The 15,386-nt window shown below is 40.1% G+C and carries 10 protein-coding genes; 5 read left to right on the top strand and 5 right to left on the bottom strand.

All coding sequences use genetic code 11. The features are described from left to right. Positions 1-437 precede the first annotated feature (437 nt). Positions 438-2,639, top strand: coding sequence for an outer membrane beta-barrel protein (locus GSQ84_RS01275; protein WP_158795444.1), 2,202 nt, complete (start codon positions 438-440; stop codon positions 2,637-2,639). Positions 2,640-2,646: 7 nt separating this feature from the next. Here GSQ84_RS01275 and GSQ84_RS01270 read toward each other — a convergent pair whose 3' ends face one another. Beyond that, positions 2,647-3,327 carry a pseudouridine synthase gene (locus tag GSQ84_RS01270; RefSeq protein ID WP_158795443.1) on the bottom strand — a complete coding sequence of 227 codons (681 nt, stop codon included), beginning with the start codon at positions 3,325-3,327 and terminating at the stop codon, positions 2,647-2,649. A 279-nt stretch (positions 3,328-3,606) separates the two neighbouring features. On the opposite strand from GSQ84_RS01270, the gene GSQ84_RS01265 reads away from it, so the two are divergent. Both GSQ84_RS01265 and GSQ84_RS01260 read left to right on the top strand, forming a co-directional pair. Then, complete coding sequence (locus GSQ84_RS01265; RefSeq protein WP_158795442.1) at positions 3,607-5,106, top strand: acyl-CoA dehydrogenase family protein; 1,500 nt, start codon at positions 3,607-3,609, stop codon at positions 5,104-5,106. A gap of 124 nt (positions 5,107-5,230) precedes the next feature. Further along, positions 5,231-8,896, top strand: coding sequence for a CheR family methyltransferase (locus tag GSQ84_RS01260; protein WP_158795441.1), 3,666 nt, complete (start codon positions 5,231-5,233; stop codon positions 8,894-8,896). A 59-nt stretch (positions 8,897-8,955) separates the two neighbouring features. Here GSQ84_RS01260 and GSQ84_RS01255 read toward each other — a convergent pair whose 3' ends face one another. From GSQ84_RS01255 to GSQ84_RS01245, 3 genes are all read right to left on the bottom strand, one after another. Then, positions 8,956-9,276 (bottom strand): Dabb family protein, encoded by a 321-nt coding sequence (locus tag GSQ84_RS01255; protein ID WP_158795440.1) that lies wholly within the window; start codon positions 9,274-9,276, stop codon positions 8,956-8,958. Positions 9,277-9,322: 46 nt separating this feature from the next. Beyond that, positions 9,323-9,706: a hypothetical protein gene (locus GSQ84_RS01250; protein WP_158795439.1), complete on the bottom strand. Its 384-nt coding sequence runs from the start codon at positions 9,704-9,706 to the stop codon at positions 9,323-9,325. 109 nt (positions 9,707-9,815) lie between these two features. After that, entirely contained in the window at positions 9,816-11,300 is a 1,485-nt protein-coding gene (locus GSQ84_RS01245; protein ID WP_158795438.1) for a carboxylesterase/lipase family protein, read from the bottom strand. Positions 11,301-11,524: 224 nt separating this feature from the next. Here GSQ84_RS01245 and GSQ84_RS01240 point away from each other — a divergent pair, with 224 nt between their 5' ends. Continuing rightward, the gene (locus tag GSQ84_RS01240; protein ID WP_158795437.1) at positions 11,525-14,104 is read left to right on the top strand and encodes a BamA/TamA family outer membrane protein; all 2,580 of its coding nucleotides are present in this window, start codon (positions 11,525-11,527) and stop codon (positions 14,102-14,104) included. 1 nt (position 14,105) lies between these two features. Further along, a complete protein-coding gene (locus tag GSQ84_RS01235) occupies positions 14,106-14,585 on the top strand; it encodes an OsmC family protein (RefSeq protein WP_158795436.1) in 480 nt (159 codons plus the stop codon). Positions 14,586-14,611: 26 nt separating this feature from the next. Here GSQ84_RS01235 and GSQ84_RS01230 read toward each other — a convergent pair. Beyond that, positions 14,612-15,386: chloride channel protein (locus GSQ84_RS01230; RefSeq protein ID WP_174238622.1), on the bottom strand; the 775-nt coding region annotated here is incomplete at its 5' end.

Below are 15,386 nucleotides of genomic sequence, written 5' to 3'. Positions count from 1 at the left end.
AATATTGCATACTATAGTTAATAAAACAAATTATTCCCTCTTTAAGCCTGCGTAAACCGTGCGCGGGCTAAAATTTTTGCTGTGTTTTCTATACTCTTTTCTGCGGCCAAAGCTATTATATTTCATTTTGGGATGTAACCTATCATCAAATTACGGCGTCATACCATTATCAACCATAAAATTGAAAGATGAGATTAAAAGAGACGTCAATTAGCTCATCGGCAAAAAAATAAGCAGCATAGTTCTTCAGTAAAAGCCTAATTAATTATTTACGTCAATAAATTCCGGGAAGCCTTTTTCTTGCCGGCAGGAATTGTTATGGTCATTTTCTAAAATAAACGCTCATTCACATGGAATATAAAGCAGTTTGCAGCTTACAAAAAGGCATCAATTAGCGGATCCAAGCATCATAAATATTAAAAATCAAATACGTTCATATGAAAAAAACAGGTAAAACTATTCACTTTATCATTGCATTGATCCTTATTATTTTTGGTGTTAATTCCCTTACCCAAGCACAAGCTAAACAAGATTCTATCGTTAAACAAGATTCTACCCGCAGATTGAAAGAGGTGGCTGTCACAGGAAGAAAGACCATCATCAAACAGAAATCTGACAGGATTATCTATGACTTACAGGCAGATCCGGAGAGTAAAGGTAATAGTGTGCTGGGCATGATGCACAAGATTCCTTATATCGCTGTAGATCCCAGTGGAAACATCCTCCTTAAAGGCAATTCCAGTTATAAGGTGCTCATTAATGGAAAGCCATCAGGCGTAGCGCAATCTAATCTGACGGATCTGTTGAGAACAATGCCTGCCTCCACTATTCAGCGCATTGAAGTGATCACTGTACCACCTTCAAAATATGATGCTGAAGGTTTAGCGGGAATCATCAATATCATTACCAACAAAAAAGAAAACAATGGTTATAGTGGTACATTGAATGTAAATGGACAATTTCCTGCAGCAGGACCTGGAGTTGGAGGTTCCTTCTCTATGAAACAAGGCAAATTTGGTTTGTCAGCTTTTGGCGGGGCTGGATATAACCATGCTCCTGAAACTTCAAACTCAGCTAACAGGACCAGCACAGGTGTATCATCTGGCAGTTTAACACAGGAGGGAAATACTAAAAGTAATTCCAGAAACGGCTATTTCGGTGCTGAACTGAGTTATGAAATAGACTCTCTTCACCTGGTTTCTTCCCAGCTAAATTGGTATGGTAATCATAACAAAGGTTTTGGTAGTCAGTACTTTAAGTTAGAAGGTACGCAGGACCAATTGCAGAGTTATCAATTGAATAACCAAACTGTTGGCAGCAGGAGTGGAGTTGACGCTTCCCTCAATTACCAGTTGGGTTTTAAAGCCGATAAAAATAGGCTGCTTACTTTCTCCTACCTTTACAGTGAGAACAACAACAATTTGTCGGCTAATGTCAATGTGATTAATCCTGTCAATTTTTTAACACCAGACTACCGTCAGGATAATGATGAACATTCCCCTGAACACACTTTACAGGTAGATTTTCTATATCCTTTAAAAAATCTGACCATTGAAAGTGGTATCAAAGGAATATTCCGTGCTCAAAAAAGTGATTTTCAATATCTTTCACTAAATGGGAGCAATAACGAATTTGAATTGCAGCCAATAAATTCGGACTCTTATAATTATACCCAACAGGTTCTAAGTGCCTATAATTCATATATTTTAAATTTAAAAAGCTGGAGTTTCCAGGCGGGGATACGAGCTGAAGAGACCCTGGTAGAGGCAGACTATCTCTCTACGGTTTCAAAAGTGAAACGGAACTACCTGAGGGTGGTTCCTAACCTGAGTTTGAATAAAAATTTCACCAATGGAGATAGCTGGAGCTTTGGTTTTTCACAGCGGATAAAACGTCCCGGTATCAATCGGTTAAATCCTTTTGTAAACCGCTTAAATCCAAATTTTGAAACTACAGGTAACCCCAATTTACAGCCTGAACTGGTCAACGACCTGCAAAGTGCTTATACATTTTCAGGAAAAACAGCCGTCACTATCGGTCTGGATTACGCTTTTCTGAATAATTCGGCCCTCGCAGTAGCTACATTTAATCCTTTAACCCAGATTACCCGTACTACTTATGAAAATACAGGGAAAATAACCGGGTTAAGTAATTTTATCAATATCAGCCGTCAGCTCACTAAACGCTGGAATGTAAGTTTCAACGGCAGTATGATCTATTTCTGGCTGGAGGGAGAGGCCGAAGGTGTATTCGTGAAAAAGGAGTTACTCAATTATACGATAAATTTGTCAACGGGATATGAATTTGATAAAGGTTGGAGACTGAATGCAGGGCTCGATGTACAAAGTCATAATCCCACTGGTTTTCAGGGAAGCACTAATGGAAGGGTAGGCTCGTCTATTGGGTTCAGTAAAGAACTTATCCAGCATCGCTTGTCTGTAGCCGCATTGGTGAATAATCCGTTTGTAAAATACTGGTACAGTAAAACATATACTACGGGAAATGATTTTTATCAAAGAAGTTCTGTTCAGAGTTATTATAACAGTTACAGGCTAAGTTTAAACTACAATTTTGGCAGCCTTAAAGAAAAGATCAGAAAGAATAAAAATGGAATTAATAATAATGATGTATCAAACTGATATCGGTCTAAAGCCAATTCATCAGCTTCATTATCCGGTTAAATTCATCCTGCAGCGGTGCTGTGAGGTGAATTTGCTCATTGGTAACCGGATGTGTAAACAACAGTTCAGAAGCATGTAATAACATGGTGGTCATCTCCCATTCTTCTTTAAAAAACCTGTTCTGTTTATTGCAGCCATGTTTTCTATCGCCAATTATGGGATGAAATATATGCGCAAAATGTTTTCTTAACTGGTGCATACGTCCGGTAGTGGGGCTGGCTTCTACCAGCGAATATCTTGAAGTGGGATGTTTGCCAAAAGGAACTTCCACCTCTGCCTTTTTTAAAGTGATAAAAGAAGTAAAAGCTTCCTGAATAACACCATTATCATTCGTTAAAGCATAATCGATATCTAAACTATCCGGAGAATAACCGCGCACAATTGCTTTATATTTTTTCTTTACCAGTCCTTCCTGAAATTGTTTGTGCATTGCTATCTCCACGTCCTTTTCAAAAGCAAAGAGTAACAGTCCACCTGTTTTTCTATCCAGTCGGTGTACAGGGCTTACGCGTCTGTTCACCTGATCGCGCAGGAGCTGTAGTGCAAATTCCTTTGCGTCATTTGCAATTACAGATCGGTGTACCAGTAAACCATGAGGTTTGTTGATCGCAATTAAATGTTCATCTTGATAAACAATTTCCAGCATGACTTTTTTTTGGCGAAGTTAACATTTGCTGTCTGTTTTGAGTAAGTATTACAAAAATGACTTAAATTATGCTATTTAGTATGATTATAAATAAGATCTTAGTTTTTTTGTAGTACCTTACGTAAATTAAGAGAAACTGAGACTAATCAGGACTCAAATACGCAATATCGATGCATAATTCATAGGAATTTTTCCTAAAAGATGATCGGTATCATGTATTGATCCTCATAGCAGCAGTAACTTTGGTTTTCGTTCTCCATGATATCTAATAACATTTATATGACATTGACCGACATCAAGTTTTCAGAATTTATAAAAGACTTTGAGCAAACATTAAAAAATCTATTTCACGAAAAAGAAGACATTAACAAACTTAGTTTGGAACGAGGGCTGCCACCTTCGGTAATGCATGAAATTTTATCAAAAAAACCGCTTTCTGTAGCTATTCCTGAGAATTTCGGGGGTCGCGGAAGTAAGGTCAAAGAATGTCTTGGACTTCTGGCGGCAGCTTCTTATGAATCACTTTCGCTTTCACTAACTTTCGGAATTAATATCGCCTTATTTTTAGAACCTATCTCCAAATATGCCGAAGAAGGGGTTAAAAAGGAAATTTTTGACCGCTTTCTGGAAGAGCAGAACATGGGCGGATTGATGATTACCGAACCTGACTATGGAAGTGATGCGCTGAGCATGAAAACCCAGAATGAAGAATCTGGCGATGGATACCGCATTAAAGGAACTAAACATTGGCAGGGATTAACAGGCTTAGCCGACTACTGGCTGATTGCTTCCAGAAAAGCAATTGGTAATGGCGAGCTGGGAAGGGACATCGATTTCTTCATCTGTGATACTACCCGTAAAGGTCAGAAGGTAATTGTAGATGAATATTATGATAACGCTGGATTATATATGATTCCTTATGGATTAAACCAGCTTGACATACAGGTGCCTGCAAATTTTAAATTACAGCCTGAAACTACCGGTATCAAAATGATGCTGGATATTTTGCACCGAAGCAGGATGCAGTTTCCGGGTATGGGAATGGGCTTTATCAAAAGAATGATGGACGAAGCCATTCAGCATTGTAAAAACAGGATGGTTGGCGTGGGTAATTTACTGGCCATGGATTCGGTACAATTCCAGATCTCCAGGATTCAGTCGGCCTTTACCATATGCTCTGCGATGTGCGCAAAAAGCAGTTCTATCAGTGGAATTGAATTTAACCTGGCTTTGGAAGGTTTGGAAGCCAATACCATGAAAGCAGTGGTTACCGATCTGATGCAGGAATCTGCACAGCTGCTTGTACAGCTTTCAGGTGCTAACGGCTACAGAACAAGTCATATCGGCGGACGTGGGATCATGGACAGCAGGCCTTTCCAGATTTTTGAAGGTTCCAATGAAATGCTCTATGCCCAAATGGCTGAAATGATTACCCGTTCTATGAAAAAAGAGAAGAAAAATCATTTATTTGATTTTCTGAGAGAACTTAAGCTAACCGCAGAATCATGCCTGCATTTTAAAAATGATCTGAGCTTTACGATTGACAATACGCTTTCGCAACGTAAATTGGTTGATCTGGGCAAGATCATAGGAAGGGTTATTTGTGTAGGTTATGTGTTGGAACTGGAAGTAAAAGGATTTAGAAAAGATTTAGTAGATAATTGTATTGTCCTGGTTAAACAGGAAGTGGCTGCATTGATTTCATCATTTAAATTTGATAATGCAGTGAAGGTAGTAGATGAATACCTCGATAATAGCTCCTGGCTTAAATTTGTGTAAAAGAATTTTCATTTCAGTTCCTGCTTAATTAAGGTTATCTTTATAAACGGGGACTGATTTTTTTTCTTTCGTACACTCTCAGTTGATTTTGGTGTCCCTTTTGCTTTTATCTTAAACACATTTAATGAACAAATTAAATGGGTCTCCTGAGGACTCGGTATCGCCAAATCAATTTCCAGTTGTAGGAATTGGGGCATCAGCTGGCGGATTAGAGGCGGTGAGACAATTCTTAGAAGTAATACCAGAAAAATCTGGAATGGCCTATGTGTTTGTGCAGCATTTAAGCCCCCATCATGAAAGTTCTCTGCCCGAGATATTAAGAAAGATTTCCAAGATTCCTGTGGTGCTGATCACAGATAATATCCATCTGGAGACAGATCATTTTTACATTATTCCGGTGAATAAGATACTTACAGCTACAGATGGCATATTGAAGCTGGAACCACTGGATGATAAACACCATAAGGTGAAGATCATTGATTTATTTTTCTCTTCATTAGCTGTTGTTCACCAAAGTTATGCCGTAGGCGTGATCCTATCTGGTGCCTTAACCGACGGAACATTAGGTCTGGAAGTCATTAAGGCATATGGAGGGATAACCTTTGCACAAGATGGCGACTCGGCGGCGTTTAAGGGGATGCCAAATAGCGCAATCAGTACCGGACTGGTAGATTTTGTATTTCCGCCAGCAAAGATTGCTGAACATTTATTGACCATTAACCATCCTTTCCATTCAGATTATTCTAAAACTGAAATTACAGAAACAGTTCCTGAACAGGATGAAGAGACCTTCAGCCAGCTGCTTACCGTATTGCGTGTTCGCAGGGGAGTTGACTTCACCTATTATAAACCAAGTACTTTAAAAAGACGAATTGTGCGCCGCATGGCCCTCAATAACATATCGGTTCCTCTCCAGTATCTGGCTTTTGTTCGCGAAAATAAAGATGAACAGGATGCTTTATACAATGATATGCTGATCTCGGTAACCAGCTTTTTTCGTGACCCGGCAAGTTTTGACCTGCTGTGCAATGTGATCATGCCCAATATCATTCATCAAAAAAGTCCGAATGAATCGTTGAGAATTTGGGTTGCAGGTTGCGCCACTGGTGAAGAAGCCTATTCTATCGCCATTTGTTTACAGGAATATCTGGGAGCAAAGGCAGCTACCATGAAGATCCAGATTTTTGCTACTGATATTTCTGAAACGGCCATTGCCAAGGCAAGAACAGGTATTTATAAACCTGCTGATATGGAAGGGCTTTCAGCTGCACGTCAGCAGCAATTTTTCACCAAGCTGGATGATAATTACCAGGTTAATAAAGCTACCCGCGACTTATGTGTTTTTGCGCATCACAACCTGTTAAAAGATCCTCCCTTTTCAAAAGTAGATTTGATCAGTTGCAGAAATGTAATGATCTATCTGGAGCCTGTTTTGCAAAAAAGAATATTAACTACCTTTCATTATTCATTGAATGAACAGGGTTTTCTAATGCTCGGCAAATCTGAAAGTATTGGTAAAAATGGAGACCTTTTTACTACTTACAACAATATGGAAAGGATCTTCAGGCCTAACGGTGCCCGCAGAAGGTTCATGCATGTAACTTCTCAGGGAAACGAACAAAACTTTAAGGATATTGATCAGAAACTGCAGAAAGACGGAGGAAAACAGGATATCTTAAAAATTGCCGATGATATCATTCTTGCTGAATATGCCCCTGCGGGTGTACTGGTAGATGAACATTTCGATATTATCCAGTTCCGTGGAATAACCGATAACTGGCTGGCATTATCACCAGGAAAAGCTTCACTGAATCTATTAAAAATGGCCCGTGAGGGTTTAGCCTTTGAGTTGCGTAATTTGTTACTGCTGGCGAAAAAAACAAATACAGTAGCGAGGAAAGAAAATGTATTGTTTAATGCTAAAAGTCAGCAGCAATACGTGAATATGGAAGTTATGCCCCTAACCAGTGCCGAAGAACTTCATTTTCTGATTCTTTTTGAAAAAGGATCTGTAAGGGAAGAGAAACTGGTTTTATCAGGAAAAAGTAAAAAACAAATTACCGATCCGAGGGATGTAAGAATTGCACAGCTGGAAAAGGAGTTGTTGCAAAGCCGTGCAGATATGAGAACAGTTACTGAAGATCAGGAGGCTGTCAATGAAGAGTTACAAAGTGCCAATGAGGAATTACTTTCCGGAAGTGAAGAACTGCAAAGCTTAAACGAGGAGCTGGAAACTTCCAAAGAAGAATTACAAAGCACCAATGAAGAAATAAATATTGTTAACAGTGAATTGCTGGACCGTAATGAGCAGTTGAATAATGCAAGGACTTATACTGAAGGAATTATCAATACGATACGTGATCCATTAATTATACTGGACAGAGACCTGAAAGTAAAACGGGCAACCGGTGGTTTTTACACCAAATTTAAAGTCACTAAAAAAGAAACCGAAGGCAGATATTTTTACGAACTCGGTAATAAGCAATGGGATAACCCTGCGCTCCGAACCCTTTTAGAAAGTATCCTGCCGGAAAAAAAGGTGTTTGCAGATTATGAACTTACCCATGTTTTTCCTTCTATCGGACGCAGGGTAATGGTGGTTAATACCAGGCAGCTGGATAATGTTTATGGGGAGCAACTGATTTTGCTGGCTATAGAAGACGTAACAGATAAACGGAAGGTAGAAGAGGGATTGGCAGAGGTTGAACTTTTGTTTAAAGAGAGCAAAGAGCGATTAAAACTTGCAGTAGATGCCGCAGGCTTAGGTACCTGGGATTATAATCCGTTAAGCGGAGAATTAATTCTTGACCATAGGAGTAAAGCCATGTTTGGCCTGATGTCTGCTGATGAAATTGAATATAGTCAATTCATTCAAATGATCCATGCTGATGACAGGGATCATATCGATGAATCTTTGCGGCAGGCGCTTGAAGGTACAAACAATGGAGAGTATGAAAAGGAATTTCGCACGCTGGAAACACCTGATAAAAAACTGAAATGGATAAAATTTAAAGGCAAAGCCTATTTTAATATCATAGGTGTGGCATATCGTTTTGTAGGAACCTCTCTTGATATTACGGTGCAAAAGTTACATGATGAAGCGACGATAGAATTACTAAAGCAAAAAGATGATTTTATCAGCATCGCAAGTCATGAGTTAAAAACGCCAATTACCAGTTTAAAGGCATCACTGCAATTGATTACACGGATGAAGAATAATATCACTCCTGAAAAGTTGCATTCGCTGATTGATGTTTCGAGCAGAAGTTTAGAGAAAGTAAGTGTGTTAATTGAAGACCTGCTCAGTGCAAGCCGCTTTAATCAGGGCTTTCTTCAGTTAAATAAAACAAAACTTACCCTTTCGAAATTAATTGATGATTGCTGTCATCATGTACGTATGGGAGGCGTGTATTCTATCATTACAGGAGGGGATTTAGAGCTGGAAGTGTATGCAGACGGATCACGTATTGATCAGGTGATGATCAACTTTGTAAATAATGCCATTAAATATGCGCCTGAAGAAAAGGAAATCCATGTGTTTATAGAAAAGGCAAATGGTATGGCTAAAGTATCTGTCACTGATAGAGGGCCAGGCATTGCAGCTGAAAAACTACCACACCTGTTCGACCGTTATTTTAGAGTGGATAACACCAACGGCCTGCAGTATTCCGGATTAGGTTTGGGATTATATATCTGTGCAGAGATCATTAAGAAAAACGAAGGAGAAATTGGAGTAGATAGTGAAATAGGAAAAGGAAGTACTTTTTGGTTCACATTACCTCTATCTTAAATTATGGAGGCTGCATGACTTTTTTAAGGTGCCTTTAAATTCATACAGCCTCTTCAACATCATGCTTCTATAGCATCATAGACCAGTACTTTTTCCCATAAATGACTGCAGTTTTTAATAAATTCCAGGTGTAGGGGGTGTGTTTGATAGGTTTCCTGTCCTGCCAGGTCACTAAAAAACATCAGTTCTGAAACAGCCCAGCTGTTATCTACAACATCTCTTTTTTCAGTACTGGCTGTTATGCCTACGTGTAATTCACGGACAGTTTCAATTTTGGCTAATGTTTTTACACCGGCAACCAGCTGGTCGCGGTCTGCTGTTGAATCTGGATTCTTGAGCCAGAAAAATACATGGTGTGTAAGAGGATATTTTGTTTCCATATCTATTAAGTGTTTTAAGATTAGTCGTATCGCAACCTGTAATAACTTATTTAAAAAAATATCGAGCAACCAGCTGTATAACATTCATGCTAACGATCCACATAATTGTTTGAACTTTATAAGCATCGATTTTTTCTGTTAGTCTAGCCTCAACGGTGTTTATTTTTTCTGTTAATCTAAACTCAACAGCGTTTATTTTTTCTGTTAATTTAATTTCTAATGCATTTATCCTATCGATCAGTTCCATTTTAACCAAATTGATTTTGTCTTCTAATTCAATTTTTACATCTCTAGTTTTAACGCTGATATGATTATCCGCTTCTCCTTTAATTGTTCCTCGTATTGCATCTAAAGATCTCATGGCTGTCTGTTCATCAGTGTGTAACTTAATGATCTGATACAACCTGATCGCTGAATTTTGATCTTCCATATTTCTATAGTTAATAATATATTCAAAATTAGCTATTAATATTTATAAACAAAAATAAATTTCATATTTATTTCTTTATTGTTTCTTTATGTAAATAGGTGCGTTTAATTTAATTCAATACAAAACCAGCTGAAGGATATTCCTTGTCATTAAAAATACCTTTTAAAGTTTCAGGATGCGAAACCCTGTCGAAGACAAAAATAGCCTTGGCGTTACTTTGGTAAAGCGGCCAGTTTTGTTGATTCACCTTTCCTGGTTTTCCAGTTTTTATAAAATTTACCCATGCCTGGTGCATTTGCGGGCCTAACTGCGCATCGGGCTGATCGGACAGATGAGCCGAAGGAGTGGACCATACATACTGTAACTCCTGTGCATGGCTCGCGCCTGTATTATCTTTACTGTAATCAAAGCGGTACATCCATATCACATTGCCATTTTTAGCCAGGGCGTTAGAAAGGCGATAAGAATGCATCTGATACATATATTCTGTAAGTATATGAGTGTTGGCAGTCATGTTTAGGTTTCCTCCTTTTTTTTGCTCTGCTGATAAGACAAAGTTGTAATTATTGCCAAACCAATCTTCCAGTACTTTTCGATCAGGAAGGTAAAGCCTTTTGTCAAATCCCATAAACATTTTACTTTCTGCGCTATTGGTTCCGATAAGAAATTTTACGCTGGTATTGGGATGGTGTTCCAGGTAGTCATATGGATCTTCAGGGATGGTATATCCATCTTCTACAGGGCCGAAATAATTGGTTCCTTTTGCACCTCCGCAAACCTTATTCTGTGCGTCAATTAGTTTTTCGGTAGACAAATTCAGTAACTCTTCGGGACGCGTAACTTTAAGGGTATCCATCAGGCGCTGTCTGATCGCTTTCGCAGTAAATTGATCTCTGATACATTGTACACTGCCGCTTTCTAAAACCATCTGGTGAAAATATCCCCTGGCCTGAGGCGAAACCAGCAGGGCGCTGACTAATTTTGCACCCGCAGATTCTCCCATAACAGTTACTTTGGATGGATCTCCGCCAAGGGAACTGATATTTTCTCTGATCCACTTTAAAGCCATCAGACAATCCAGTAAACCATTGTTGCCCGAGTTGCGGTAAGCAGGATTGATATCGTCCAGGTACAAAAAGCCAAAAACTCCAAGCCGGTAATTAATTGTTATGGTAACTATACTGTCCCGGTCTGCAAAAGCATGTCCGTTCATTCCTTTGCCCGCACCTGCAGTCATTGATCCGCCATGAACCCATACCACTACAGGCAGTTTTGCTTTGGCTGATGCAACAGGTGTGTAAACGTTTAGACTGAGACAGTCTTCTCCACCCGATAATCCTTTATTGCCGCCCTGGGCAGCTATACCTGTAAAGTTTTCACAGGATAAAGTATCTTTCCAGTTTTTCATCGGCTGCGGTGGTTTGAACCTCATTGTTCCAACAGGAGGCTGTGCGTAAGGAATACCTTTAAAAACCAAAGATTCATCTTCCCTGATCCCCCTGATATAACCATTACTGATCTTTATCGTATGGGTTTGAGCCTGGCAGGAAATAAAAAACAGCGCGCAGAGGAATAAAAAAACAAGTTTCTTCATGGGTATATGGTGATTGATCATGCGTATCGGTAAGCTATTATAACTATCCTTAAGCTGGTAATTGAAATATTTTATAGTAGAATTAATACCTATCCAATATCGTAAATTTATCATGATCTCTTTAATTATTTTGAACTATTATAATTGACTACTATTAATTCTTAAGTAATCATTCTGTATTTTAGAGGCGGATTTCTTTTAAATGACACTCAATCTATATGCATATGCTTAATAAATTTTATTTATTACTGCTCATAACTTGTACTACAATATATGCGAAGGCACAAAGTCCTGCAAATGGGCAGCCCTCAAAAAACAGGGATTTTCCGGATAGTGTAATTGTAAAAGTTCACCCTTCTTATGATCGGGTAAGCCATGTGCATGAATGGTTTTTTGGAAAAAACTACCGTAAAGAATGGGGGACTTCTGTAAAACTCCCTTTAATCAGGATCTCCACGGTTTATGGAGGATTAACGCCGATCAAAGAAGGTGGGGGGATGCAGTCCAAATCCTTAAGGCTAAAAGATAAAAGTGGAAAAGAATGGGTAATCCGCAGTGTGGAGAAAACCCCTGATAAACTATTACCCGAAAATCTGAGAGGCACCTTTGCGCTCGATTGGGTCAACGATGCCATGAGCGGTCAGCATCCTTTCTCTGCATTGGTTGTACCGCCGCTGGCCGAAGCTGCAGACGTTCATCATGCCAATCCTATTATAGGGGTCATTAAGGATGATGGAACACTGGGAGAATACACTAAAATATTTTCTGGCCTGGTGGTATTGCTTGAAGAGCGTGAACCCGGGGGGAAATCGGATAACTCTCCTGAAATGATTGCCAAATTAAAAGAAGATAACGATAACCGCTTTAACGGAAAACAGTTTTTAAGGGCCCGGCTGCTGGATTTATTAATAGGCGACTGGGACCGTCATGAAGATCAGTGGCGCTGGCTGGATGAGAAAAAAGGTAAAGGCAAGGAATATGAAGCTGTTCCGCGCGACCGTGATCAGGTATTTCACGTTAATCAGGGCTTGTTTCCCAACATTGCGGCACTACCATGGGTTGACCCATTGCTGGGTGATTTCGGAGGAACCATTCCGCATGTAAAATATAGCCTGTTTAAAACAAAGTTCCTTAAAGGTTATCCTGATGCACAGCTCAGCTATCAGGATTATATGCAGGTTGTGAATGAATTTGTTAAATCAGAAACAGATCAGGTGCTGGAAGCAGGACTGCAGCGTATGCCAAAAGAAATTTATGCGGTGCGTCATGATGAGCTGTTCCGGGAGCTCAGAGAAAGAAGAGACCATATTCCTGCAGCGATGGACAACTATTACCGGTTTATCAACCGTATTGTAGATATCCGTACCAGTGATAAAAACGAAGAGGTAAGCGTTACTGATGGCGCCGACAAAGGAATGCGGGTGCAAATCCATAAAATAGGCAAATCCGGAGGAGAAAAAGATCTTTTAATGGACATGACTTATCAGCCATCCATTACTAAAGAGATCAGGTTATATGTATCCGGGGGTGATGACCAGGTGACTATCAATAGCAGCTCTCCTGTAAAATTAAGATTGATCGCCGCTGAGGGAAGTAAAACTATAGAGGTGAAACAGGCGGACAGGAAAGTCAATGTTTATGCACGTGTGGATAGTGTTACCTTCACCGGGAAGTTAAACAGGCTGCATCAGCACTTATCAAATGATACATCAAATACCCATTTCGTAGCTTCCAATCCCTATAATGTATGGATGCCGCTGGCTACCGGGGCCATCAATAGGGATGACGGGTTTTTGCTTGGCGTAGGTTTTAAATATATTGGTAAAGACGGATTCAGAAACCTGCCTTACAGTACTTCACAGCAGGTAATGATCACCCATTCCTTTAATACAGATGCCTTTAGGATCAAATATGACGGAGAATGGATACATGCGGTAGGCAAGGCCGATTTTACCATTCAGTCTTATATACAGGCACCCGATAATACCATGAACTTTTTTGGACGCGGTAATGAAACGCCATTGGTAAAAGATGGCAATTACCGTAAATATTACCGGGCCAGGTTTGATACCTATCAGTTTGACCCTGCGCTGCGCTGGCACACAGATAAATGGAGTACACTGAGTGCGGGGCCGTCAATTCAGTTCTATCACCTGAACGAGGACGATAATACAGGGCGTTTTATCAACCAGCGGTCGCTCATCAATTCGTACGACAGCGCAACGGTAAATAAAGATAAAGCACATGTGGGACTGCTGGTAAACTATGTAAGTAACCATAGAAACAATAATATCCTGCCCTATAAAGGATATTATCTGGCTGTTACTTTACAAGGATATACCGGACTCAATAGCAATTCAAAATCTTACGCGCAGATCAAACCAGAATTTACTTATTATCAAAGGCTCAATTCCAGCGGTACCATCGTTTTGTCTGATCGCGTAGGAGGAGGGGTAAGCATTGGTAACCCGGCTTTCTACCAATCTATGTTCTTAGGCGGACAGGGCAATTTACTGGGCTACCTGCAAAACCGCTTCGCTGGTCAGGATATGGCCTTTAATAATTTTCAGGCCCGGGTAAAACTATTGGATGTAGCCAGTTATATCCTGCCCGGACAATTGGGGATCAGCGGATTTTATGACACAGGCAGGGTATGGGTAAAAGGAGAGGATTCCAATAAATGGCATCAGGGAACCGGTGGGGGTATTTACTTTGCCCCGGCAAGTTTAACGATCTTTCAAATCCTTGCGGGCCACTCTCAGGAAGGCTGGTACCCATATATCTCCCTTAACTTTAGAATTTAATATGAAACATCACCATTACGCCATAACAACAAAATGGACAGGTAATCTGGGGAAAGGAACTGCCGATTATAGGTCTTATAACCGCAACCATGTAATTTCTGCTTTAGATAAGCAGGTTGATATTCCTGCATCTGCAGATCCTTCATTTTTAGGAGATGCTGCGAGGTACAATCCCGAGGAGCTATTTCTGTCTTCTTTATCTTCCTGCCATATGCTCTGGTATTTACATATATGTTCCGTAAATGGAGTAATTGTAACAGGATATACCGATCAGGCAAAGGGTACCATGGAAGAAAACGAAAATGGCAGCGGAAGGTTTGTAGAAGTGATATTACATCCTGTTGTCACTGTAGCTAATGAAAATATGGTGGAAATGGCCGATCAGTTACATCATCAGGCTAATGAAATGTGTTTCATTGCCAATTCCTGTAATTTCCCTGTTCGGCATCAATCCACTGCCATTATCGCGGTAGAGCCATAATACTTACCTTAATAAGGTGATAAATATTACAGCACAGGTGGCTCATTTATCAATTCAGGCAACTTTGCAATAGCTGTAGTTTGCGAAGTATAGATCCCTGATCGTCCGCTAAAAAAGTAGGCAGTAAAACAGGCGATCGCAAAAAACAGGGCATACTGTCCGCCAAAAAGTTCTATGCCCATGATAGTACAGGCCAGCGGGGTATTGGTTGCACCTGCAAAAACTGCAATGAATCCCAACGCGGCAAAAAGGCTGACCGGAGCATTTAAAAATGTAGCCAGTGTATTGCCAAGGGTAGCGCCAATATAGAACAAGGGGGTAACTTCTCCACCTTTAAAACCGGTGGCTAGTGTAGTGGTGGTGTAAATTGTTTTCCATAACCAGCTCCAGGTATCTGCCCCTCCGGCATGAAAGGCAGAAGGAATAGTAATCGCCCCGGGATATTGAGGCTCCACGCCCAGGCTCAGGTAATCCTGTTTGCCATTCAAGTAAGTTAACCCAATGATGATCAACCCACCGGCTACGGGGATCAGCCATTTTATGCTGATCACTTTATTCAGAAAAGCTTTAATCTGATGCATCATCCCTGCAAAAAGATAACTCGCCAGGCCAAAAGCAACAGAAGCAAGGATTATTTTTGCGATGAGCAGCAGGTCTATTGGCAGCCAGGCTGATAGAAAATAAGCAGATGGGGCAACAACGTCAATATGGTAAGCTGTATGATGAATACCCCAGGCAGATACCGTGATATCGGCAATCACACTGGCTGTTAAGGCCGGAAAAATCGCATCATATTGTATA

Origin of the sequence: Pedobacter sp. L105, assembly GCF_009765875.1 — a bacterium.
GTDB lineage: Bacteria > Bacteroidota > Bacteroidia > Sphingobacteriales > Sphingobacteriaceae > Pedobacter.
The sequence above is the reverse complement of the archived record's forward strand: the minus strand, read 5'-3'. Positions and strand labels throughout refer to the sequence as shown.